The organism is Burkholderia territorii (assembly GCF_001718335.1).
In the GTDB taxonomy this organism is placed as follows: Bacteria; Pseudomonadota; Gammaproteobacteria; order Burkholderiales; family Burkholderiaceae; genus Burkholderia; species Burkholderia territorii.
Window position 1 is genome coordinate 980,712 of record NZ_CP013365.1, and the last position, 22,521, is coordinate 1,003,232.

Consider the following 22,521-nt stretch of genomic DNA (forward strand, 5'->3'; position numbering starts at 1 on the left):
CGAGTGAAGCCTTCAGCACGCCGGGTCTCACGAACGCGTTCGTGCCATGTAGCCCGACGATGCCCATGATGCGGATGCGGCGCGCGGCGGTCTGTTCGAAAGCATACTCACGGTCCCGTTACGCCCGTTTCGGCCGTTTCTCGCGACCGATGCCGGCTGCACGAAACGGGCCGCGTGCCGGCGAACGGGGCAATGTGCGGTAGCACACTGTGGCCGTATGGCGGCCTTTCGATAATGGATTCGTCGCGACGGTGGATTCATCACGACGGCCCGAGGCGAAACGTGCAGCGAGGCATTCCGCATTGAACGCGATTGAAGTACCGGAGCCGAGCTTGAAGATTCCGAACGGTTACGAAGGGCACGTCGCGCATCGCGATCGATGGTCGCTTGCACGCCATCGCACCGCATCGCCGATTGCGGCGCCGCGTGTGCCTCCTTCCGCCAGCCGAGATCATCCCTTCGCCGCGCCGGCCAACACGCGCATACTTGCCATTACATGCTGCCCGGGCTTTTTCGAGCTGCATGCGAGCCTGCACCAGCACGGTGCCGGCGGCGCCGGCACGCCGGGAGCGACGCAGCGGACATGGGCGGCATGTTGCATCGCGGCATCGGATGGCCGATCCGGCTGGCTGCTTCGTAACGATGTTGTAACGAACGCGCCGGTTTTACCCGCGTGCATGTGCGATGCCGATGGCGCTCGGCACGCGCGATTACAGACGTGGAAAACATGTTATCCGGACTTTTTGTGCGATTCCGACGAGAATTGCGGGCAATGGGAGGCGCCGATCTTGCAGAAAAGTGGGATTTGCCACTGATAGAAGCGAATGGTCGTAGATAATCAAATCCGATTCGCTAAACGCGCGCCGCGCAGGCGGAGCGGCAGCGTAATCGACTGAATCGATGTTTATCGTTTGGTAACAAGGCCATCTCGATACGGGGTGTACATTCAGGAGCGGATGAAATGAGGTCACCATTCCGAAAGCGGGTTGGCGGCCATCCGGTTCAGCATCGGGCGCGACTGTCGTGTACGACGCGACGCAAATGCGGACGGAATTCCCGTTTGCCGACGTGCTTCGCCTGACGGCGCGTCGCATGAAAGCCGGAACGCCGTGGCTCCCGCGGCCGCGCGTTCCCTTCGAGTTCGATGACAACGAGGCCGGATGACATCCGGCTCGACCTCCGGGGGCTCTCGCCGTGTGCAGTTTCGATCTTCGCAAAAGCTGCGGAAACGCAGCGCGGACAGGCGGCCATGCGCCGCCGCCCGCAGCGCACGCGAACGGTTCGCGGAGTGGAGAAAGTGACGGTTCGTTATGAATATGCCAATAACGCGCGATAAGAGCGCCGGCGGGGGAAGGACTACCGGGCAGCGTCCACTGATTTACTGGACCCAGTCACCGTCCGTCATGCTGCGCAAGGAGCTTGCACGGCGCGACTGGAAAGTGACGGTCGTGGCGCATGCAAGCGAATTGCGCGACACCTCCGGTGAAATAACCTGCGGCATTCTCGACCTGAGCGGCGGCCACGCCGACGCGATCGGCAGCATCGCGTCGACCTGCGCGTCGATGCGCGATGTCGTATGGGTCGCGCTCGTCGAAAGCGGTCAGACGGCGTCGCCGAACGTGCGCGCGCTGTTGCGCGACTATTGCTTCGACTACATCACGTTGCCCGCGTCGCACCAGCGAATTGCCGATACGGTCGGCCACGCGTACGGAATGGAATGCCTGTTCGCGCGCGATCGCGAAGCCCTCGAATCGCGGGAGCACGGCATCGTCGGCACCTGCAGCGCGATGCTGAGGCTGTTCGATACGGTGCGGCGCTTCGCGCGCACCGATGCGCCCGTGTTCGTGTTCGGCGAAACGGGAACGGGCAAGGAGCTGACGGCCGTCGCGATCCATCGTCACTCGGAACGGCGCAACGGCCCGTTCGTCGCGGTCAACTGCGGTGCGATCCCGCCCCACCTGCTGCAATCGGAACTGTTCGGCTACGAGCGCGGCGCGTTTACCGGCGCGAACGCACGCAAGATCGGCTATGTCGAGGCCGCGAACGGCGGCACGCTGCTGCTTGACGAAATCGGCGACCTGCCGCACGAGAGCCAGGCGAGCCTGCTGCGCTTCCTGCAGGAGCGCGCGATCCATCGCCTCGGCGGCAGCGATCCGGTGCCGGTCGACGTGCGGATCGTCTCGGCGACGCACGTCGACCTGCGCGAAGCGATGGAAGAAGGGCGCTTCCGCGCGGACCTGTTTCACCGTCTTTGCGTGATGCGTATCGATCAGCCGCCGCTGCGCGCGCGCGGCAAGGACATCGAGCTGCTCGCCCATCACATGCTGGAACGTTTTCGCGGCGACGCGCGCCATCGCGTGCGCGGCTTCTCGACGGACGCGATCACGGCGCTCTACAAGCATGACTGGCCGGGCAATGTCCGTGAACTGATCAACCGCGTGCGCCGCGCGGTCGTGATGACGGAGGGGCGCCTGATCACCGCGCAGGATCTCGAGCTCGAATATTGCCTCGACGCTGCGTCGCCGTCGGTTGCCGATATCCGCAAGTCGATCGAACGTGAAGCGATCGAAACCGCGCTGCTGCGCACGCGCGGACGTGTCGCCGCTTCCGCGCGCGAGCTTGGGGTGTCGCGCGCAACGCTTTACCGCTGGATGGAAGCATACGGAATCGAGCGGCCGCGCGGCACGGGATCGTCGGACTGACGGCGTGTGCGGCGCGGCCGTGCGACCATGTGCGCGGTCCCGGCCGCGTCAGCCGGCCAGCGCGGCGCGCACGGTTCGTGCCGCGTTGACCGCGCGGATCTCGACGGTCGGCGGCGTGCCGGCGGCCGGACGATCGCCGGCGTTATCCAGCGGCACGAGCGCGACGCGCGCGGGCGTGCCGGGCGCGAGATCGAACCAGTCGTCGCGTGGCATGAAGCCCGGTGCGTCGATCTGCACGTGACGTGCGACGTGGCGCGTATCGATGTCGACATGCCACGTGTCGCCGGTGCGCGACACGCATGCCTCGATGCCGGGTTCCCGGCGAGCGAACACGGCCGGGTGCGTGCGGGACGGGAAGTAGAACGCCTGCGACAACAGCGTACCGTCGTCGGCGCGCAGCGTCGCCACGACCGTATCGTGCTCGCACGGGCCGAAACGGTACGCGTAGGTCCAGTCGAAGAAGCGGCCGAGCAACTCGGCCGAGTCGAGCCGCACCGCGTCGTACGCGGCGATCCGGACCGGCCCGCCGGCCCGCGCGACCGGCGTGCGGCCGTCGCGCAGCGCGACCAGCTCGACGGCTGCCGACAGCGGCGCCGGTCGCTCGTTGATCACGTGCACGTCGAGCCCGTTCAACCCTTCGTCGACGAGCAGAATCTGCACCGGTTGAAGTACCTGGCGCAGCGCATACCACGCCGATTTGGGCCGATGCGTCGCATCGAGCACGCCCCATCCGGCGCCCGCCATCACGTCCTGGAACTGCCAGACGAGTGCGCCTGCGCAGCGCGAGCCGGTGCGGCGCCATTCGGAGAACGTGTCGCGCATCAGGTCGGCGATCACCGCACGCGACAGTTCGAAGTAACGCGACGGATCCTCGCGCCGCAGGCGATCGGGTGCCACGTCGTACAACGTCTGCAGATAGTGGTCGCGAATATCGTCGAAATCCCACGACGTGCCGGGATCGCGCGGCACGGCCGCTTTCCAGCGCGGCTCGTGAACGCCCGGCCAGCCGAGGCTCGCGAGCATCGCATCGCACGGCACGTTCGCGAACGCGAGGCATTCGCTCGCGAAGCGCACGTCGGCGCGTCGCGCGTCGTCGAGCGGGCGAAGGTATGCGCCGACGCCGTAGTAGTGCGACACGCGTTCGCGCGGCGTGAACGGCAGCACGCCGCCATCGGGCGAGTCGGGGACGTAAAGCGTGTCGGGCCGTCGCGCCGCTGCATGGCCGGCGAGGCGTTCGGCGGTCAGTTCGAGAAAACGCTGTTTCGGCCCGAGCCCCGACATCGCGGCCTGCTGCGCGATCTCGCTGCCGCCGCACAGCACCGCGAGCGATGGCGATGCGCGGTGGCGCGTGAGGAATTGTTCGACTTCGAGATCGACGGCGTCCGCGAACGCGTGGTCGTCTAGCGCGTAGTCGAAGTTCGCGAACATGAAGTCCTGCCAGACCAGCAGTCCGAGCCGGTCGCACCATGCGTGGAATGCGTCGGCCTCGTACGCCATCGTGCCGCCGACGCGAATCATGTTGAACCCGGCGTCGCGCGCGAGTCCGAGCAGCCGGCCATAGGTTGCGTCGTCCGCGTGCAGCGCGAGCGGTGCGGCGCTGCTCCAGCAAGCGCCGCGCGCGAATACGCGCACGCCGTTCACGCGTATCCCGAAGCCCTTTCCGTCGTCGCCCGCGTCCAGCTCGATCGTGCGAAAGCCCGTTGCGGCGAGCGGCCGGCGCTCGGCGCCGATGTGCAGTGCGACGTCATACAGCACCGGTTCGCCGTGCGTGTGCGGCCACCAGCGGCGCACGTTCGGTACCGCGACCGTCGCATGCAGCCGGTCGGGGCCGCTGCGCTCGAGCGTCGCGTGGTGCTCGCCGCACGACAGCCGGGCCGCGAACGCATCGGGCAGCGCGCCGGCGAATGCGAGTTCCGCGTCGAGCCAGCCGGTGTCGCCGTCGATACGCGCATGCAGGTCGCAATGAACGAGAACGGGGTCGTTGGCCGGATCGAGCACGTCGACGGGCCGCCACGGTCCGGTCGGCACGCAGCGCGGAAACCAGCCGGGCATGTGCCCGAGCAGCGACGTGCGAACGGTGCGCAGCGTTGCCGGTTCGGCCAGTCGCGTGCGCCAGCGTGCACGGCGCGGTGCGCGCACATCGCGCAGGTGCGGCGCGAGCGCGCGGAAGCAGACCGTCAGCCGGTGCGTGCCGTCGAGCGACACGGGCACGTCGTGCGCGACGAACATGCTGCCGGAGCGCAGGATCGGCGTCTCGTCGAGCCATGCCTCGGCGAGTGTCGCGAGGCCGTGAAAGCGCAGGACGCGTGGCCCGTGCCCACGCAGTTCGACGCGATACCAGTGGTCGCGCTCGTCGAGCGACGCCGTATCGTCGGGCCGCCCGGCCAGCGCGAGCGCTTGCGCGACTGTGCCGGGCACGGGGGCGGCGATCCAGCCGTCGGCGGGAAGATCGAACGGCTCGCGCGCGGCGCCCGCGGCCGTGGCGAGCATCGACCACGCGAGCGCGGCGGGCGCGCGTCTCACCGCATCGACGGCACGGGGGCCGCGTCGATGCGGACGGGCACCGCGTGCTGAAGCGGCGCGGTGATCTGACGCGCGCACTCGATCAGGTCGGCGTAAGCCGCTTCGATCGCTTCGAGCGTCGCGTCGCCGCGCTCTTCCTTGCCGCGCGCACAGGCCCGCGCCAGCCGGAATTCGAGCACCATCGCCTCGGACGCGATGCGGTCGCAGGCGGCCCGAATCTCGACGAACGGCCCGACGCAGCCGCTCGCCTGCAGCCAGCGCGCGTAGTGGCCGAACAGTTCGAAGTTCGCGCCGAGTTGCCGCACCGAATTGAACGAGTACGCATGAAAGCGTTCGAGCGGCGAGTCGGCGAGCGATCTCGCATCGATCTGCAACTGGCGCCGGAACGCGGCGACCGGATTGACGACCGGCAGGCGGCGCAGATGGCGCTGCAGCAACGCGAGCGACGTTTCGCACAGTGCGCGCTCGTCGAGCGGCGCGAAGCGCCGCTTCGCGCACTCGACGTACGGCGGCAGCGGCATCGGCGAGCAGCCGCCAACGAGGCCGTTGTAGTCGAAATCCTCGGCCACGTAATAGCCGCTGTTGTGGAAGTAGCCGATCTGGCGGTGCGCGCGATCGATCGAGTCGATGCCGATCGTCGTCTTCGTGTGCTGCGTGCGGTAGCTGCTGCCGCGTGTGTCGGGCAGGAACCACGCGTCGACCTCGACGATCATCAGGTGACCGCGCGCGACCTGCGTCTCGATGTGTTGATCGAGCGGTTCGTAGATCGAGTGTTCCTGCACGACGATTCCATAGAGCCGCTCCAGTTCGTCGTGCGGAAACTTGAAGAACGTGAACTGGTCGCCTTCGAAATCGAGCGCGATCGTAAACGGCAGCGCCGCGTACGGATTGAGGCCCCACCACCGGAGCACCTCGAGCCACATGTCGACGTAGCAGTTGGTCTGCTTCCAGACCATCTCCTGACTATGCAGCGGGTGCGGCCGGTAGTGGCGCGCGCGGTGGCGCACGTCCTCGAACGACGCATCCTCGCCGTCGCGGGACACGAATTTCATCGCGTGCCCCACAGCACGTCGCGAACGTCGGCCGGCCATGCGTCGATGTCGAAACCGTGATGACGGAACATCGCGAGCGTCAGCCGCTCGAGACCAAAGCCGACGCATCCCGTGTGCGCGACGTCGCCCGTCGCGGTGCGGATGTCCCACAGCAATCCGAAGTGATCCATGTGGTAGTTGAAGCTCAGGCACGCGGTCTGGCGGCCGTCGTGCTCGATCGGGATCAGCAGCTCGAACTTCAGGTTCTGCTCGCGCTGGCTGTTCGCGACGATCTTGCCGCCGCGGCCGAAGAAGGGGTCGTTCGCGAGATCGATCGCGTTCGGCAGGCGCAGCGCCTCGATCATCCGCGTGCCGCGCTCCATCCACGTCGCGCGGAACGCAACGATCTGCTCGGGCGTGCCGATCCGCACGTATTCGCGCATCCGGAACAGCTGCATGCGGGTCGGGTCGAGCGACGGCTCGTGGCGGAAGCAATACGAGAACACGTCGACGATGCGGCCGTCTTCGGGCAGCGCTCCCGCGCGGGCGACGACCGGATAGACCGGGTAGCAGGCGGCCGGCGTCATCACGACGTAAGTCGGCTTCTGGCTTTCGGTCCAGTCCTCGCCGCGGTCGAGGCACTGCAGCACGCGCTGGTGACGCTGTTCGTCGCCGCAAAACGCGTGCACACTGCCCGCGAGTTGCGGGAAGCTCTTCATGTATTCGCTGCGCTCGAACTCGGTGCGGCTCATCGCCGGCGGGAAGCGCAACACTTCCGCATGCTGATCGGCACCGAGGCGCGTGACGAACGCATCGAGCGCTTCGACGACGCGCTCGAACGGTTCGCTGCGGCCGAACAGGCCCTGGATGCCGGTCGACACGAGCAGTCCAGCATCGATCAGCTCGTCGCGCAGCGGATTGACGCCCGCGCGGTCGAGCGGCGCGTCGGACGGGGCGGCGGTGGCGGCGGTGGCGGAGGAAGGCACGGACAGGCGGTCGTTCACGAATGTTTCTCCAGCGTCGCGGGACGCAATGCGAGCAGCAGGCTCGAGGTATTGGCGGCAATGCGGTCGTTGCTGATCATCAGCGGCGCCGCGTGCAGGTCGCGCAGGTGGCGGCCGATGCTGAACGGTGTGCCGTGCTTGTAGCCGGCCATCCCGCAGATCATCATCGCCTGCTGTGCGACTTCGAGCGCGGTGGACGACACATAGGTCTTCAAAGTGTTGATCTCGGCGGCCCACGCCATGCCGGCCGACCAGGAGCGCGGCGACGCGCCGGCATACAGGCGCAGCACGTTGTCGACGCGGGCCTGCATCGCCTGCATCAGCGCAAGCGATTCGGCGATGCGCCGCGACGCGGGCGACGGCGCGCCGTCGGTCTGCCGTGCCTGCGCACGAAAGAACTGATGTGCGCGATGGAACGCATCGCCGGCCACGCCGATCCACACCGCCGCCCACAGGATGTGCGACACCGGCACCATCGTCTGTTCGGCGATCTGCGCGAACGGCACGGGCAGGCATTGCTCGGTCGTCCCTTGTGCGTCGAGCACGAAGCCGTTGCTGCACGTCCCGCGCATGCCGAGGGTGTCCCATTCGCCGCGGCGCGTGAGCGTATAGCCGTCGCGCAGCAGCGTGACGAGCACTTGCTCGGATGCCGGCGCGTCGGCGTCGCGCCGCGCGGTCGCGAGAATGCCGTCTGCATAGTCGCCGTACGAGATCGTCGGCGCGGATTTGTTCAACCGAAATTCGCCGCCGCCGTTGGTCTCGAGCGCGCACTGGCTCGCGCGCAGGTTGCCGCCGACGCCGTCTTCCGACGTCGCCGACGCGAGCAGCCACTGGTGGCGCACGAGCTGCTGCAGGAACAGCTTGTGCCAGCCCTGGTCGGCCGCGTGATTGACGATGCAGGCGACCTGGATCTGGTGCATCGCGAACACCATCGCCGACGATGCGCAGGCCTGGCCGAGGATCGAACATGCCGATGCGACGTCGGCCAACGACGCGCCGAGACCGCCGAGCTGGGCCGGAACCATTGCGCTCAGCAGGCGGCGCGCGCGCATCGCCTCGATCGCTTCGACGGGGCAGCGCGCGTCGCGATCGACTGCATCCGCATGCTGGGCAGCGATTTGCGCGACGGCGTGCGCGGCCTCGTCGAGCCGACGTACTTCCGCGTCGGCCGCGAGTTCGGGAAGCAGCGCGCTCATGCGGAATGCTCGGAGCGTTGCAGGGTCGCGATCGTGTCCGCGAGTGCGTCGATGCTTCGGAACAGATTGCGGTTCAGCATCTCGTCGGGAATTTCGATGTTGAACTGCTTCTCGATCGCGAGCATCAGCTGGATCGTGTCGAGCGAGGAGAGGCCCGCTTCGTAGAGGTCGTCCCCGTCACCGATCGAATCGATCGCGGCTTCGAGATGGGCGACGTGCTTGAGGATGGTTCTGATTTCGTTTTTCACGTGCTGCTCCGGCGTGTGTGGTGTCGTCCGCATGGGCGGACGCGCGCAGCGCGCTGACATCCCCCCGGCAGTCCGGCATCAGTAGACCATTCGCAAGCACGGCGTTCTGTTCGCCACCCTACAATCGACTGACTCGAATCGTGCGCGTGCGCCGAAACGCCGCGTGCATCACGCGCGCGCCGCGGTGCTCACGCTGGAATCGGCCGACAGGATGCGCTTCATCTCGTCGCGCACGATCGCGCGGCAGCTACACGACATTTTCTCGAGGCCCGCGAGGTCGGCAAGCTCGATGGAGCTCCGGTACTGGCGGATCAGGCCCAGTTTCTGAATCTCGCCGGCTGCATCCGTAACCGTCTCGCGCCGTACGCCGAGCATCTGCGCGAGCATGCTGTGGGTGACCTGGATCTCGATGCTGCGCGACCGGTCATACGCAAGCAGGAACCATCTGCATAACTGATGTTTGAGGACGTGGTGGCGGCTGCAAAACGTGATCTGCGACACCTGCGCCATCAAAAGACGCACGCAGACGAACACCAGATGGCGAATCACCGGCGATGCATCGAACGCGGCAGCGAAGACACGCCGGTCCAGCCGGTAGACGAAGCCGTCGCGACACGCGACGGCGCGGCACGGCATCCGGCCGCTGCCGCCGATCACGTCGTCGCATACGACGCTCTCGCTGCCGATCTCTGCGACTTCCAGCGTCATGCCGCCGGACGAGACGTATTGCAGAGAAATCGCCGTCGTCACGGGCAGGTAGACGGCGGTGAGCATTTCGCCGGGTTCGCACAGCACCTGACCCGATTTCAGGTGAACGAGCTGAAGGTTGGCAATCAGCGTGGCGCGTTCATCACGGTCGAGGGCCGCGAGGAACCGGTTGGCGTCGAAGCTGTGGGAGAGCTCGATCATGCCGCTCGCATGGGCGACGGTGTCATTGGCCTGATGGGGCACGGCGCATCCTCGTTAGGGGCGATCGCACGTCGCGGGGCGTCATCCAGCGGATTTAGCACGCGCGTGCGGATTTGAGAAGATCGAAATTCGAATGCCGGTGGACTGAAAAAGGCTAGCACGCAGTTGGATTCGATAAATTTCGCATTACGTCATTTCACAAAGTTTGACGATTTCGGGTAAATGAAAACGTCATGCGCATTTAAACATCGTGTCTTCATGGGTTAATTGCACTGATATGGATCGAGGGGTGAAGTCGAGAATTCGGTGTCGATTCGGAATCAATCGGAAAGCGATTTGTATCGTACAGGTAAAGCATTAAGAATGCATTGAACATTCTTTGACAATTGAGATAGGCGTTACAAATTGATCAATAAAATCAAGTGCTTGATTGCGTTGTGTGCGTTCGATTACAGAGGCTCGAATTAATGCGCCGATTCATATTTGAGACAGTTTCAAACGGTCATTCGAGGTGCCGTGCGCCGCCCGGGTGTCGCGCGAGACATCACGGAAACAATTGAAAACAGGTCGTAAGTAGTTGAACGATAAGGTCCGGGCGCCGCTGCTGGCGCCGTCACGCGCGTCCAGCTCATTGATCAGTCGAATCGGCGGCTGTGTCCAGTGCGCCGCAGGGTGTCCGAAAATGAGACGCTTTTTGCGGTTTTCGGCGGGCTATTCGGCGGTTCTAAATCGCGAGTCATTTATATATTAAGGATGTAGCGGGGATTGGCACGTAAATCGCTTATTGCGAGAGGCGCATCTGAACGGGACTGCCGATTCGATCCTGCGGCGAGCAGCCGAAGGTCGATTGGGTGGAGGGTTGTGGGCCGCAACCCGCGTCGCGGTCAGCACGCGCCTCGCGATAACGAGTTCCGCTCACGCGGCAGCATGCGGCGCGGACGACAAAATGGGATACAGACATGCTTCATCTTCACTCGAGCTACTCGGCGAACGCCATCCTCGACGCCCTGCCGGAGGACAGCATCCGTGCCATCGCACCACACCTCGAACTGGTCAGGGTCAAGGCCGGGATGCTGGACCGTGTCGGGGAACCGATGCGCCACCTGCATTTCCCGACGACCGCCATGATGTCGGTGCAGCACCTGATGGAGGACGGCGCGATGGTCGAGGTGGCCGTGGTCGGCCGCGAAGGTGTGGTGGGCCTGGCGACGCTCGTCGGCGGCACCGCGGTATCGAGCCGCGTCGAAGTCCGTATCGGCGGGATGGCGTACCGCGTGCCGACCTGCGTGATGCGCTCGGAATTCGAACGTTCGCCGGCGACGTATCGGCTGCTGCTGAACTACTGCCAGGCGACGATGGCGCAGATCTCGCGCAGCGCGTTGTGCAACCGGCATCACTCGGTCAGTGAGCAATTGAGCCGCTGGCTGTTGCTCGCGCATGACCGGATCGACGGCGACGAGCTGGCCGTCACGCAGCAGACGATCGCGAACATGCTCGGTGTGCGTCGCGAAGGCGTGACGGAAGCCGCCGGCAACCTGCAGGCAGCCGGGCTGATCCGCCAGCGTCGCGGCCGCATCATCGTGCTCGATCGCGACGGCCTCGAGCACCAGGCGTGCGAGTGCTACGAGTTGATTCGTGCGGACTATCGCCGGCTGCTCGGTACGCGCGCAGGCACGCGATCGATGCCGGTGCGACCGCGCATGCACGACGTGCACGGCGGATTCCCCGCACACGGTGCGTGACGATGCATCCGATGGCGGGTGGAACGAATACGGCGTGGCGTGTCGCGATCGCCGCGGCCGATGCCGCGCTCGTGCTGGCGGGCGCGCTCGCCGCGCAGGCTGCGATGGGGCTCGCATGGCGCGATCTGTCCGACGCGCAGCGCGGCGCGATCGCATTGCTGTGCGCACTGACGGTCGCGCTCTTGCCGCACGGCATGCGCGCGTCGCGCGGTGCGTCGTGGTCGCATGACAGCGGAACCGTGTTGACGCGCACGGTGGTCGCCGTCGTGTGCGCGGCCACGCTGACGGTGGGCGGCACGATGTGGATCATGAATCGCGGCGGCACCGTCACGACGCGCTGGATCGCGCGGACGGTGCTGTCCGGAGATGCGGCACTGCTGCTCGGCAGGCTGGCACTGTGCGTGCTCGCGATGAAGCGCGGCGACGCGCGCGCGCGGCAGCGGCGAGTCGCGATCGTCGGTGCGACCGCTTACGGACGGGTGGCGATCCAGCGCATGCAGCTCGAGCCGGCCGGCCCGTTCGCGGCGGCCTGCGTGTTCGACGACGAGGCGTCGGCCGCGGCAGCCGCCGACGCGATCGGCGGCGTGCCGGTGATCGACGACTGGGTCGCGCTGCGGCGCATGATCCGCGGCGGCGAGATCGACGAAGTGTGGCTCACGTTGCCGATGTCGCACGAGTCGCGCATTCAGCGCATCGTGCGCGAATTGCGCGACGAGTTCGTCGAATTGCGACTGTTGCCGGACGTGCGGCAGATGGCGGTCGTCGAGCGATCCGCGACCGACGTGCTCGGCATGCCGGCGATCAACCTGGCGACCACGCCGCGTTCCGCACCCGAGCTATGGGCGAAGTTTGCGTTCGACCGGCTGTTCGCGGTCGCCGTGCTGATCCCGCTGCTGCCGCTGCTTGCGGTGCTGGCGATCGCGGTGAAGCTGTCGTCGCCGGGGCCCGTCTTGTTCAGGCAGCGCCGCAAGGGTGTCGACGGTCGCGAGTTTCATATCCTCAAGTTCAGGACGATGCGCGTGCATCGCGCACAGCCCGGTGTCGTGCGGCAGGCCTCGCGCAACGATGCCCGCGTCACGCCGGTCGGCGCATTCCTGCGGCGCACGTCGCTCGACGAGCTGCCGCAGTTCTTCAACGTGTTGTTCGGCCAGATGTCGGTGGTCGGCCCGCGTCCGCATGCAATCGAGCACGACGACTTCTATCGGCAACTGGTCGACTGCTACATGTATCGCTATCGCGTACGGCCGGGGATCACGGGATGGGCGCAAGTGAACGGCTATCGCGGCGAGACCCGCAAGGTCGAGGCGATGGCCGCGCGTGTGAAGTTCGATCTGTTCTACATGCAGAACTGGAGTTTCTGGTTCGACATGAAGATCATCCTGATGACGATCGTGCGGGGCTTCGTCGGGCGAAACGCGTTCTGATGAAGAGGATTGCGAAGTGTCGTCGTGGCGTCGTCGTCATTGATGCGATGCGCCCCGCAATGACGCACGTGAGAAACTCGCGTCAACTGTCCGTCGGCGGCTGAGCGGCCGCCGGGAGCGCAGCGGGCGTGGCGGCGGGGCTGGTGTCGGGCGCGGCTTGCGTGCTCGACGGCTGAATGGCGTGCTGGATCGTCGGCACGACCATTGTCGGGAACAGGGCCGCAAGGGCCACCCAGATGACGACGCCGAACAACATGACCTTCTCCGTGAAAGCAGCGGATTCGCCGCGCATGCTTTCAATCTACGTCGCAACTTTTTTCAGGGGATTGATCGACCTCAACGGCACCTGCGTCAGACGAAACGGCCGGGCGGGGTTATCGCGTCCGTCCCCGCTTTTCGCGTGCGGTGCGGTGCTGACCCCGATCAACACATGCGTGAGCATTGGGTTTATGCTGCGTCGAATGCGTCCTGCGCTTCGTGCGGCCGGGCGCGTATCCGGGCACGGCAGGCCGGGTTTGCCGGCGTGGCGCGCACCGGCGCGACAACCGCGCGCCGCATGCTGTTCGCGCGGAACCCCGAAAAGGAGAGACGGCGATGGCGCTCGATCAAGAACAACGGCGGACGCTGCAGCGGCGGCTGACCGAGAGCGAGCAGGCGTTGCGCGCGGATATCCGGACGAGCGAGGACCAGCGCGCATCGGAGTCCTATGCAGAGCTCGCCGGCGCGGCGCCGGACGAGGGCGACGAGGCGAACGCCGATCTGTTCGTCGACATGGATCACGCGCTGATCGGCATGAAGCTGGCCGAGTTGCGTGCTGTCGCGCGCGCGCAGCAGCGCATGCGCGACGGCAGCTACGGCGAATGCATCGATTGCGATGCGCCGGTCGGCTACCAGCGTCTGCTCGCGCGCCCGACGGCCGAGCGTTGCACGCATTGCCAGTCGGTGTACGAGCGTCGCTACGCGACGACACCGCGCGCATCGCTCTGACGTACCGGTGCAGGAATCGCGCAGGCTGGGCGCCCCGCGCGGCATGACACGGGCAACCGGTGCAGGACGACCAACGGGCGCCCGCCGTCGTCGATATGCGCCGCCGGACGAGCTGACGCCGTCGCGTCAGCGCACGGCACCATCCACGTGGAAGGGTGCCACGCCGGCCATGGCGATCCACAATGCCGAGTGTGCGGCCGTCTTCGCCGACATTGCCGACGTGCCGGAGATCCAGCGCGCCACCCGTTCAGGGTGCGCGCCTCTCGCAGCGCGGCGCGCACGATTGCCGGACACGGACGCGACATTCCGACGACGGGCGTGCGCCGCGCGTCGACGCGCGCCCGCCCGAAGGGCGCGTGACGGCGCACGCCGACGTCAGACCAGCACGTCTTCCGCCGGGACGTACGGCAGGCCGAGCGACTGCGCGACGGCCTCGTACGTGATGCGGCCGTCGCACACGTTGAGGCCCGCGCGCAGATGAGGGTCATCGGTCATCGCGCGTTTCCAGCCCTTGTCGGCGAGCGCGAGCGCATGGCCGAGCGTCGCGTTGTTCAACGCGAACGTCGACGTGCGCGCGACCGCGCCCGGCATGTTCGCGACGCAGTAGTGCACGACGCCGTCGACGACGAAGGTCGGCTGCGCATGCGTCGTTGCATGCGACGTCTCGAAGCAGCCGCCCTGATCGATCGCGACGTCGACGACGACGGCACCCTTGCGCATCGTCGCGATCATGTCGCTCGTGACGAGGCGCGGCGCGGACGCGCCCGGCACGAGCACCGCACCGATCACGACATCGGCGTCGCGCACGGCTTCATCGATCGTGTGCGCGTTCGAGCAGACGGTCGCGATCCGGTTCGCGAAGATCAGGTCGAGCTGGCGCAGCCGGCTGACGTTCGTGTCGAGCACGGTAACGCGTGCGCCGAGGCCGACGGCCATTTGCAGCGCACCGGTGCCCACCACGCCCGCACCGAGCACGACGACGTGCGCGGCCGGCACGCCGGGCACGCCTGCCATCAGCACGCCGCGGCCGCCGCGCGGGCTTTCGAGGTGTGTCGCCGCGACCTGGATCGACATGCGTCCCGCGACCTCGCTCATCGGCGCGAGCAGCGGCAGCCCGCCGCCCGGGCCCGTCACGGTCTCGTATGCGATGCAGACCGCGCCGGACTTCACGAGCGCGGCCGCCTGCTCGGGATCGGGCGCGAGATGCAGATACGTATAAAGAATCTGGCCGCGCCGCAGCATTGCGCACTCTGCCGGCTGCGGCTCCTTGACCTTGATGATCATGTCGGCGCGCGCGAAGATGTCGCGCGCGTCATCGCACAGCGCGGCGCCGGCGGCCGTGTAGTCGTCGTCGAGCAGGCCGATCGCGGTGCCCGCGCCGCGCTGCACGAGCACGCCGTGGCCATGTCGCGTGAGTTCGCGTGCGCCGGCTGGCGTGAGGCCGACGCGGTATTCGTGGTTCTTGATCTCCTTCGGCACACCGATCAGCATGAGTCACCTCCATGTGTATTCGTCATTGTCGTCGTGCCCGCGCGCATCGCGACCGCCGCGCAATGCGTGCCGTATTGGAATAAAAGGGTAGTGGTGCCCGGAGGGAAGTCAAGCGGCGGCCGTTGAGGGCGGCCGCGCGCACTGCGCCGCAACACGGCGCATGGCTTATTGCGACCGGACGTCGCACTGCATGCGGCACGCGGTTTGGGTATCGTCTCGTGTTGCGCGCAACGGCACCGCGTGCCGGAACGCTTCCGGCTGGATCACGATACGCCGACACGATGAGACAAGGAACCTTACCGAGATGACCGGCGCGTATTTCAGCGTACCGACGCTTTGTGCGATCGCAATCGTTCACGTGTACTGGGCGTTCGGTGGGCGCCTCGGCAAGCGCGCGGCCATTCCGGAACACGATGGGGTGCCGCTGCTGAAGCCGACCATGCCGGGTACGCTCGCCGTCGCGATGGCGTTGCTGGCCGGCGCATGCGTGGTGGCGTCGCGCGCCGGTTGGCTGTGGCCGAACCTGTATCCCGGCGCGATCGCGTTCGCGATCGTTGCGCTCGCATTGATCTTCGCCGTGCGGGCAGTGGGCGATTTTCGCTACGTCGGCTTCTTCAAGCGCGTTCGCGGGTCGCGTTTCGCGCGGATGGACAGCCTGTGTTACTCGCCGCTGTGCGTGGCGCTCTCGCTGTCGATCGCGTCGATGCTGTGGTCGCGGTGAGCGTCGCGTCTGGCGCCGCGGCGAGTGTGCGGCGAGCGCGGCGCTGACATACATCGCGGTGTCGCGATGGAGTGCGCCGACCGGCGCGGATCGTGCCACGCCCGTATCCATGTCCCACCACCGTGGCGAGCGGTGAAGATCGCGCCCCGGCTCTTGCGTATTCCGGAAAACGGTTTCCCTATTATTGCGATTTTCGATGTAATGAATTGCATTGAAGCCTTTGGAAATGGAACCGGTTCCATTTATAATTCGCGGCGTTTGTCGCCAAGGCCGGAATGAGGGTCGTGCACGATGCGCTTGCTGTTGGCCAGCGCGGCGTCTAAGTTGAATAGGGCCATGGCGACAGGGACACATGCGGGCGACAAGCCGGTATTAGTCCGATGACAGACCCGTGAAGAGGTCGACCCGCGGCGCGCCGGAACGGGCGCGCCGCGCGGCTGCATGACGGTGCCGCCACGCAATGCGCGGTGCGCGCCCGCATCGAGTTGTGCGCAACACCGCAAGAACAGGACGGCCAGCCGCACGCGGCATGGCTGCCGGGCCGGGCATGTCGCATGCGCCATGCGCGTCCCCGGACCACGCTCCCCAACGATCACCATCCGACCATGTCCACGCCACCCGACAAACCCAATTCGCGTCGCCGCTTCCTGCGCACGTCGGTCGCGCTCGTGCCGATCGCGTCGGTCGCCGGTTGCGACCTGCGCCCGTCGTCGTCCTCGACCACGGCCGGCAATGCTTCCACCGCGTCAGCCGGCGCCGAACGTGCGCCGTACAAGCCGACCTTCTTCGACTCGAAGGAGTGGGCGTTCATCCAGGCCGCCGTCGACCGGCTGATCCCGGCCGACGCCGAAGGCCCGGGCGCGCTCGAATCCGGCGTGCCCGAATTCATCGACCGCCAGATGGAAACGCCGTACGCACACGGCGCGACGTGGTACATGCAGGGGCCGTTCCAGCAGGGCGTGCCCGAGCTCGGCTACCAGCTCAAGCTCGTGCCGCGCGACATCTACCGGCTCGGCATCGCGGCGGTCAACCGCTATTGCGAAAAGGCGCACGGCAAGGCGTTCGCCGATCTCGACGCGCCCACTCGCGACACTGTGCTCGGCGCGCTGGAAAAAGGCGGTGCGCAGATCGACGACGTGCCGTCCGCCGTGTTCTTCGGGCAGTTGCTGCAGAACACGCGCGAAGGCTACTTCTGCGATCCGGTGCATGGCGGCAATCGCGACATGGCCGCGTGGAAGATGATCGGCTTTCCGGGCGCGCGCGCGGACTTCATGGATTTCGTCAACCAGAACGGCAAGCCGTATCCGTACGGCCCGGTCTCGATCAACGGGGAGCGCAGCTGATGGCAGCGGAAAAGAAGCCGCACGTCGATGCGGTGATCGTCGGTTTCGGCTGGACCGGCGCGATTCTCGCGAAGGAACTCACCGAAGCGGGCCTGAACGTCGTCGCGCTGGAGCGCGGCGAGTATCGCGACACGTACCCGGACGGCGCGTATCCGAACACGATCGACGAGCTGACCTACAACGTGCGCAAGAAGCTGTTCCTCGACCTGTCGAAGACGACCGTGTCGATCCGTCACGGCGTGCAGGACACCGCGCTGCCGTACCGGCAGCTCGCGGCGTTCCTGCCGGGCGAGGGCGTCGGTGGCGCGGGGCTGCACTGGTCGGGCGTGCATTTCCGGATCACGCCGGAAGAGCTGCGCCTGCGCAGCCACTATGAAGAGCGCTACGGCAAGAAGTTCATCCCCGAAGGGATGACGATCCAGGATACGGGCGTCACATACGACGAACTCGAGCCGTATTTCGACTTCGCCGAGAAGGTGTTCGGCACGTCGGGGCAGGCATACAAGGTCGGCGGCAAGGTGGTCGGCGACGGCAACGTGTTCGAGGCGAATCGCAGCGACAACTTCCCGTTGCCCGCGCAGCTCAACACGTATTCGGCGCAACGCTTCTTCGATGCGGCAAAGTCGCTCGGGCTGCATCCGTACCGGCTGCCGTCGGCGAACACGTCGGGGCCTTACACCAACCCGTACGGCGTGCAGATGGGGCCGTGCAACTTCTGCGGCTACTGCAGCGGCTACGCGTGCTACATGTACTCGAAGGCGTCGCCGAACCTGAACATCCTGCCCGCGCTCAAGCAGGTGCCGAACTTCGAGTTGCGCTCGAAGTGCCACGTGCTGCGCGTGGACCTCGACGACACGAAGAAGCGCGCGACGGGCGTCACCTACGTCGACCCGGCCGGCCGCGAAGTGCACCAGCCGGCCGATCTCGTGATCGTCGCGGCGTTCCAGTATCACAACGTGCACCTGCTGCTGCTCTCGGGCATCGGCAAGCCGTACGACCCGATCTCCGGCGAAGGTGTCGTGGGCCGCAATTTCGCATACCAGAACCTGTCGACGATCAAGGCGTTCTTCGACAAGGACACCTTCACGAACCCGTTCATCGGCGCGGGCGGCAACGGCGTCGCGGTGGACGACTTCAACGCGGACAACTTCGACCATGGCCCGCTCGGCTTCGTCGGCGGTTCGCCGCTGTGGGTGAACCAGGCCGGCGTGAAGCCGATCAGCGGCATCGCGACGCCGCCGGGCACGCCGCAGTGGGGATCGGCGTGGAAGAAGGCCGTGAAGGACAACTACGCGCATACGATCTCGATGGACGCGCACGGCACGAACATGTCGTACCGCGATGTCTACCTCGACCTCGATCCGACCTATCGCGATTCGTACGGCCAGCCGCTGTTGCGCATGACCTTCGACTGGAAGGACAACGACATCAGGATGGCGCAGTACGTGACCGGCCAGATGAAGAAGATCGCGGAGGCGATGGGCCCGAAGGCGATCGGCGTGTCGACGCGCGAGTTCGGCAAGCACTTCGATTCGCGCGCGTACCAGACGACGCACCTGGTCGGCGGCGCGATCATGGGCACCGATCCGAAGACGAGCGTGCTCAATCGCTACCTGCAATGCTGGGACGTGCACAACGTGTTCGTGATGGGCGCGTCGGCGCTGCCGCAGGGCATCGGCTACAACCCGACCGGGATCGTCGCGGCGCTGGCCTACTGGTCCGCGCGTGCGATCCGCGAGCAATACCTGAAAAACCCCGCTCCCCTGGTGACCGCATGATGAGGACAGTGAACCACCACCACGCCGCGCGCCGAATTTCCCCGCTGCGGCGCGCACTGGCGACCGGCGCGGCATGGGCGACGTTCGGTCTCGCGGGCGGCGCGGCCTTCGCGCAGCCGGCGGCGCCTGCCGCGGCTTCGGGCACGACGGCGGCACCGGCCGCACCGGCCGACGCCAATCTCGTGAAGCGCGGCGAATATCTTGCCCGCGCAGGCGACTGCATCGCGTGCCACACCGCGAGCGGCGGCAAGCCGTTCGCGGGCGGGCTGAAGTTCGACACGCCGATCGGCGCGATCTATTCGACCAACATCACGCCGGACGCGAAGACGGGCCTCGGCGGCTGGACGCTCGACGACTTCACCCGCGCGGTGCGCGAGGGTGTCCGCAAGAACGGCGACACGATGTATCCGGCAATGCCGTACCCGTCGTACGCGCGCCTGAGCGACGACGACGTGAAGGCGCTGTACGCGTACTTCATGCACGGTGTCGCGCCGGTCGAACGCGAGAACCGCAACGTCGACATCGTGTGGCCGCTGTCGATGCGCTGGCCGCTGACGTTCTGGCGCAAGATGTTCGCGCCGGCGCCGAAGCCGTTCGACGCGGCGTCGTACACCGATCCGGTGGTCGCACGCGGCGCGTATCTCGTGCAGGGTCTCGGCCATTGCGGCGCGTGCCACACGCCGCGCGCGGCGACGATGCAGGAGCGTGCGCTGACCGATGCGGGCGGGCTCGATTTCCTGGCCGGCGGCGCGGCGATCGACGGCTGGGTGCCGACGAGCCTGCGCGGCGAGCCGCGCACCGGGCTCGGCACGTGGAGCGAATCCGAGATCGTGCAGTTCCTGAAGACCGGCCGCACGCTGCGCACGGCCGCGTTCGGCGGGATGACGGACGTGGTCGGCCACAGCATGCAGCACATGACCGACGACGACCTGAGCGCGATCGCACGCTACCTGAAGACGCTGCCGCCGCGCGTGCAGGGCGAGCAGCCGCACGTGTACGATGCGGCCGCGGCGAAGGCGCTGCAGGCGGGCGATGCGAGCAAGCCGGGCGCCGCCGTCTATCGTGACAACTGCATGGCGTGCCATCGCAGCGACGGCCATGGTTACACGCGTGTGTTCCCGGCGCTCGCCGGCAACCCGGTCGTGCAGGGAGAGGATCCGACGTCGCTGATCCACGTCGTGCTGGAAGGCAGCGCACTGCAGGGCACGCACACCGCGCCGTCGACCTTCACGATGCCGCCGTTCGGCTGGCGCCTGTCGGACCAGGAAGTCGCGGACGTGTCGAATTTCGTGCGCACGAGCTGGGGCAATACGGGCGCGGCGATCACGGCCGCGCAGGTCGCGAAGGTGCGCAAGAGCACGCCGTCGACGCGGCCGGAACCGCCGCCCGGCGCGCGGTTCCCGCAGGCATCCCGCTGACGCACGCGACCCGCGACGGAGCGCGGAGCCGTTCGATCGGCCTGCGTCGCGCCGTCGCCCGGCTTCCGGGGCGCGCTCCCACTGCGCCGGGGTACTACCCCGCGATGGCGGGCCACCGCGTGAATTTTTCGCGGTGGCCCGCCATTTTTCCATCTCATCCCTTATCCTTTCATTCTTGAACCTTACTAAATAGTTACAAGAACTCGGGAGGGAGGATGCCTCATGACGTCAGCCTGATTGCGTTGCTCGCGGCCGGTTTCGGTCTCGCGATGATTTTCGGTTACCTCGCGTCGCTGCTGAAAATGCCGCCGCTCGTCGGCTATCTGCTCGCCGGGATCGTGATCGGCCCTGGTACGCCCGGTTTCGTCGGCGACCTGTCGCTCGCGCAGCAGCTCGCCGAAGTCGGCGTGATGCTGCTGATGTTCGGCGTCGGCCTGCATTTCTCGCTCGGCGATCTGCTCGCGGTGCGCAAGATCGCGCTGCCGGGCGCCATCGTCCAGATTACCGTCGCGACGCTGCTCGGCGGCGGGCTTGCGCTCACCTGGGGCTGGAGTCTCGGCGCGGCGCTCGTGTTCGGCCTCGCGCTGTCGGTCGCGAGCACGGTCGTGCTGTTGCGGGCGCTCGAGGGGCGCGGTCTCGTCGAGACGGTGAACGGGCGCATCGCGGTCGGCTGGCTCGTCGTCGAGGATCTCGTGATGGTGCTCGTGCTCGTGCTGCTGCCGCCCGTCGCGGGGCTGCTCGGCGGCACGCCTCCCGGCGATGCGCATGCGGCAGGCGGCAGCGTGTGGGGCACGCTCGGCGTCACGATGCTGAAGGTCGCCGCGTTCATCGCGCTGATGCTCGTGGTCGGCAAGCGCGTGTTCCCGCGCATCCTGTGGCTCGTCGCGCGCACCGGCTCGCGCGAGTTGTTCACGTTGTGCATGATCGCCGCGGCGGTCGGCATCGCGTTCGGCGCGGCGAAGCTGTTCGACGTGTCGTTCGCGCTCGGCGCGTTCTTCGCCGGGATGATGATGCGCGAGTCGGAGTTCAGCCGGCGCGCGGCCGACGAGACGCTGCCGCTGCGCGACGCGTTCTCGGTGCTCTTCTTCATTTCGGTCGGGATGCTGTTCGACCCGAAAGTGCTGCTCGCCGAGCCGCTGCACGTGATCGAAGTCGCGGCGATCGTGCTGATCGGCAAGACCCTCGCGGCGGTCGCGCTCGTGATCGCGTTCCGCTATCCGCTGAACACCGCGCTGACGGTCGGCGCGGGCCTCGCGCAGATCGGCGAGTTCTCGTTCATTCTCGCGGGGCTCGGCCGTGCGCTCGGGTTGCTGTCGGCCGAAGGGCAGAGCCTGATTCTCGCGGTCGCGCTGATCTCGATCGCGATGAACACGCTGCTGTTCGCGATGATCGATCCGGCGCTCGCATGGATTCGCAAGCATTCGGCGTTCGCGCGCAAGCTCGAGGCACGCGACGATCCGCTCGCCGCCCTGCCGATGTCGACGCCGCAGACGCACCTGACCGGGCAGGTCGTGATCGTCGGCTACGGCAAGGTCGGCACGCGGATCGCGCATGCGCTGGACGAGCGCGGGATCGCGTATGTCGTCGTCGAACAGAACCGCGAACTCGTCGAGAAGCTGCGCGCGGACGGCATCGCCGCCGTGTCGGGCGACGCGATCGAGCCGATCGTGCTCGTGCAGGCGCATATCGCGCGCGCCGGCATGCTGGTCGTCACGCTGCCGGACGTATTCGATGTGCGGCAGATCGTCGAGATCTCGCGCACGCTGAACCCGATGCTCGAGGTCGTGCTGTGCACGAACAGCAGCGACGAGGCCGCATTGCTGTCGAGCGAGGGCGTCGGCACCGTGTTCATGGGCGAGAGCGAACTCGCGCGCGGGATGACCGAGCACGTGCTCGGCAGGATGGTGAAGCCGGTCGCGGCCGCGCACGCGCACTGACACGGTCGCGCGGCCGCGTTCGCGCGGACAACCGGGATTGCGACGGCGGCGGGAAACGGGCCTGGGG

General features: G+C 66.9%; 18 protein-coding genes. 10 read left to right on the forward strand and 8 right to left on the reverse strand.

Features of this window, described 5'->3' with window-relative positions; all coding sequences use genetic code 11:
• Positions 1–332 precede the first annotated feature (332 nt).
• Both WS51_RS31925 and WS51_RS04420 read left to right on the forward strand, forming a co-directional pair.
• Positions 333–815, forward strand: a complete 483-nt coding sequence (locus WS51_RS31925; RefSeq protein ID WP_155623603.1) for a hypothetical protein — start codon at positions 333–335, stop codon at positions 813–815.
• Positions 816–1,310: 495 nt separating this feature from the next.
• Positions 1,311–2,702 carry a sigma-54 dependent transcriptional regulator gene (locus WS51_RS04420; RefSeq protein WP_059450514.1) on the forward strand — a complete coding sequence of 464 codons (1,392 nt, stop codon included), beginning with the start codon at positions 1,311–1,313 and terminating at the stop codon, positions 2,700–2,702.
• A gap of 48 nt (positions 2,703–2,750) precedes the next feature.
• Here WS51_RS04420 and WS51_RS04425 read toward each other — a convergent pair whose 3' ends face one another.
• From WS51_RS04425 to WS51_RS04450, 6 genes are all read right to left on the reverse strand, one after another.
• Positions 2,751–5,192: a glycoside hydrolase family 2 protein gene (locus WS51_RS04425; RefSeq protein WP_208606675.1), complete on the reverse strand. Its 2,442-nt coding sequence runs from the start codon at positions 5,190–5,192 to the stop codon at positions 2,751–2,753.
• Between the two features lie 29 nt (positions 5,193–5,221).
• Positions 5,222–6,277 carry a DUF1839 family protein gene (locus tag WS51_RS04430; RefSeq protein WP_059541413.1) on the reverse strand — a complete coding sequence of 352 codons (1,056 nt, stop codon included), beginning with the start codon at positions 6,275–6,277 and terminating at the stop codon, positions 5,222–5,224.
• Positions 6,274–7,260, reverse strand: a complete 987-nt coding sequence (locus WS51_RS04435; RefSeq protein WP_069228661.1) for an amino acid--[acyl-carrier-protein] ligase — start codon at positions 7,258–7,260, stop codon at positions 6,274–6,276. Before WS51_RS04435 ends, WS51_RS04430 begins: the two co-directional genes overlap by 4 nt.
• Entirely contained in the window at positions 7,257–8,456 is a 1,200-nt protein-coding gene (locus tag WS51_RS04440) for an acyl-CoA dehydrogenase family protein (protein WP_059507304.1), read from the reverse strand. Before WS51_RS04440 ends, WS51_RS04435 begins: the two co-directional genes overlap by 4 nt.
• On the reverse strand, positions 8,453–8,704 hold the full coding sequence (locus WS51_RS04445) for an acyl carrier protein (protein ID WP_047903457.1): 252 nt from the start codon (positions 8,702–8,704) through the stop codon (positions 8,453–8,455). Before WS51_RS04445 ends, WS51_RS04440 begins: the two co-directional genes overlap by 4 nt.
• 168 nt (positions 8,705–8,872) lie before the next feature.
• Complete coding sequence (locus WS51_RS04450; RefSeq protein ID WP_174905404.1) at positions 8,873–9,655, reverse strand: Crp/Fnr family transcriptional regulator; 783 nt, start codon at positions 9,653–9,655, stop codon at positions 8,873–8,875.
• Between the two features lie 917 nt (positions 9,656–10,572).
• Between WS51_RS04450 and WS51_RS04455 the strand changes: the two genes are divergently transcribed.
• Both WS51_RS04455 and WS51_RS04460 read left to right on the forward strand, forming a co-directional pair.
• The gene (locus tag WS51_RS04455) at positions 10,573–11,355 is read left to right on the forward strand and encodes a Crp/Fnr family transcriptional regulator (protein WP_059507305.1); all 783 of its coding nucleotides are present in this window, start codon (positions 10,573–10,575) and stop codon (positions 11,353–11,355) included.
• A gap of 11 nt (positions 11,356–11,366) precedes the next feature.
• Positions 11,367–12,779: an undecaprenyl-phosphate glucose phosphotransferase gene (locus tag WS51_RS04460; RefSeq protein WP_069229118.1), complete on the forward strand. Its 1,413-nt coding sequence runs from the start codon at positions 11,367–11,369 to the stop codon at positions 12,777–12,779.
• An 82-nt stretch (positions 12,780–12,861) separates the two neighbouring features.
• Here the strand turns inward: WS51_RS04460 and WS51_RS32445 are convergent, their stop codons facing one another.
• The gene (locus WS51_RS32445) at positions 12,862–13,035 is read right to left on the reverse strand and encodes a hypothetical protein (RefSeq protein WP_167357961.1); all 174 of its coding nucleotides are present in this window, start codon (positions 13,033–13,035) and stop codon (positions 12,862–12,864) included.
• Positions 13,036–13,373: 338 nt separating this feature from the next.
• On the opposite strand from WS51_RS32445, the gene WS51_RS04470 reads away from it, so the two are divergent.
• Positions 13,374–13,766, forward strand: coding sequence for a TraR/DksA family transcriptional regulator (locus WS51_RS04470; RefSeq protein ID WP_059450508.1), 393 nt, complete (start codon positions 13,374–13,376; stop codon positions 13,764–13,766).
• 375 nt (positions 13,767–14,141) lie between these two features.
• Here WS51_RS04470 and ald read toward each other — a convergent pair whose 3' ends face one another.
• Entirely contained in the window at positions 14,142–15,257 is a 1,116-nt protein-coding gene (ald, locus tag WS51_RS04475; RefSeq protein WP_069228663.1) for an alanine dehydrogenase, read from the reverse strand.
• Positions 15,258–15,561: 304 nt separating this feature from the next.
• On the opposite strand from ald, the gene WS51_RS04480 reads away from it, so the two are divergent.
• The 5 genes from WS51_RS04480 to WS51_RS04500 all read left to right on the forward strand — a co-directional run bounded on the left by WS51_RS04480 (position 15,562) and on the right by WS51_RS04500 (position 22,454).
• The gene (locus tag WS51_RS04480; protein WP_059507308.1) at positions 15,562–15,978 is read left to right on the forward strand and encodes a DUF3995 domain-containing protein; all 417 of its coding nucleotides are present in this window, start codon (positions 15,562–15,564) and stop codon (positions 15,976–15,978) included.
• A 605-nt stretch (positions 15,979–16,583) separates the two neighbouring features.
• Complete coding sequence (locus WS51_RS04485; protein WP_069228664.1) at positions 16,584–17,321, forward strand: gluconate 2-dehydrogenase subunit 3 family protein; 738 nt, start codon at positions 16,584–16,586, stop codon at positions 17,319–17,321.
• Entirely contained in the window at positions 17,321–19,099 is a 1,779-nt protein-coding gene (locus WS51_RS04490; protein ID WP_059507310.1) for a GMC family oxidoreductase, read from the forward strand. The genes WS51_RS04485 and WS51_RS04490 overlap by 1 nt, the downstream gene beginning before the upstream one ends.
• Complete coding sequence (locus tag WS51_RS04495) at positions 19,096–20,517, forward strand: c-type cytochrome (protein WP_069228665.1); 1,422 nt, start codon at positions 19,096–19,098, stop codon at positions 20,515–20,517. The genes WS51_RS04490 and WS51_RS04495 overlap by 4 nt, the downstream gene beginning before the upstream one ends.
• A 215-nt stretch (positions 20,518–20,732) precedes the next feature.
• Positions 20,733–22,454 carry a cation:proton antiporter domain-containing protein gene (locus WS51_RS04500; RefSeq protein WP_059507312.1) on the forward strand — a complete coding sequence of 574 codons (1,722 nt, stop codon included), beginning with the start codon at positions 20,733–20,735 and terminating at the stop codon, positions 22,452–22,454.
• Positions 22,455–22,521: the final 67 nt, after the last annotated feature.

Excerpts from the sequence above, each read along its gene's own strand:
- WS51_RS04500 (WP_059507312.1), top strand. The coding sequence starts at position 20,733 with ATGCCTCATGACGTCAGCCTGATTGCGTTGCTCGCGGCCGGTTTCGGT.
- WS51_RS04485 (WP_069228664.1), top strand. The coding sequence starts at position 16,584 with ATGTCCACGCCACCCGACAAACCCAATTCGCGTCGCCGCTTCCTGCGC.
- WS51_RS04460 (WP_069229118.1), top strand. The coding sequence starts at position 11,367 with ATGGCGGGTGGAACGAATACGGCGTGGCGTGTCGCGATCGCCGCGGCC.
- WS51_RS04480 (WP_059507308.1), top strand. The coding sequence starts at position 15,562 with ATGACCGGCGCGTATTTCAGCGTACCGACGCTTTGTGCGATCGCAATC.
- WS51_RS04495 (WP_069228665.1), top strand. The coding sequence starts at position 19,096 with ATGATGAGGACAGTGAACCACCACCACGCCGCGCGCCGAATTTCCCCG.
- WS51_RS04430 (WP_059541413.1), bottom strand. The coding sequence starts at position 6,277 with ATGAAATTCGTGTCCCGCGACGGCGAGGATGCGTCGTTCGAGGACGTG.
- WS51_RS04470 (WP_059450508.1), top strand. The coding sequence starts at position 13,374 with ATGGCGCTCGATCAAGAACAACGGCGGACGCTGCAGCGGCGGCTGACC.
- ald (WP_069228663.1), bottom strand. The coding sequence starts at position 15,257 with ATGCTGATCGGTGTGCCGAAGGAGATCAAGAACCACGAATACCGCGTC.
- WS51_RS04425 (WP_208606675.1), bottom strand. The coding sequence starts at position 5,192 with ATGCTCGCCACGGCCGCGGGCGCCGCGCGCGAGCCGTTCGATCTTCCC.
- WS51_RS04490 (WP_059507310.1), top strand. The coding sequence starts at position 17,321 with ATGGCAGCGGAAAAGAAGCCGCACGTCGATGCGGTGATCGTCGGTTTC.
- WS51_RS04440 (WP_059507304.1), bottom strand. The coding sequence starts at position 8,456 with ATGAGCGCGCTGCTTCCCGAACTCGCGGCCGACGCGGAAGTACGTCGG.
- WS51_RS04455 (WP_059507305.1), top strand. The coding sequence starts at position 10,573 with ATGCTTCATCTTCACTCGAGCTACTCGGCGAACGCCATCCTCGACGCC.
- WS51_RS32445 (WP_167357961.1), bottom strand. The coding sequence starts at position 13,035 with ATGTTGTTCGGCGTCGTCATCTGGGTGGCCCTTGCGGCCCTGTTCCCG.
- WS51_RS04420 (WP_059450514.1), top strand. The coding sequence starts at position 1,311 with ATGAATATGCCAATAACGCGCGATAAGAGCGCCGGCGGGGGAAGGACT.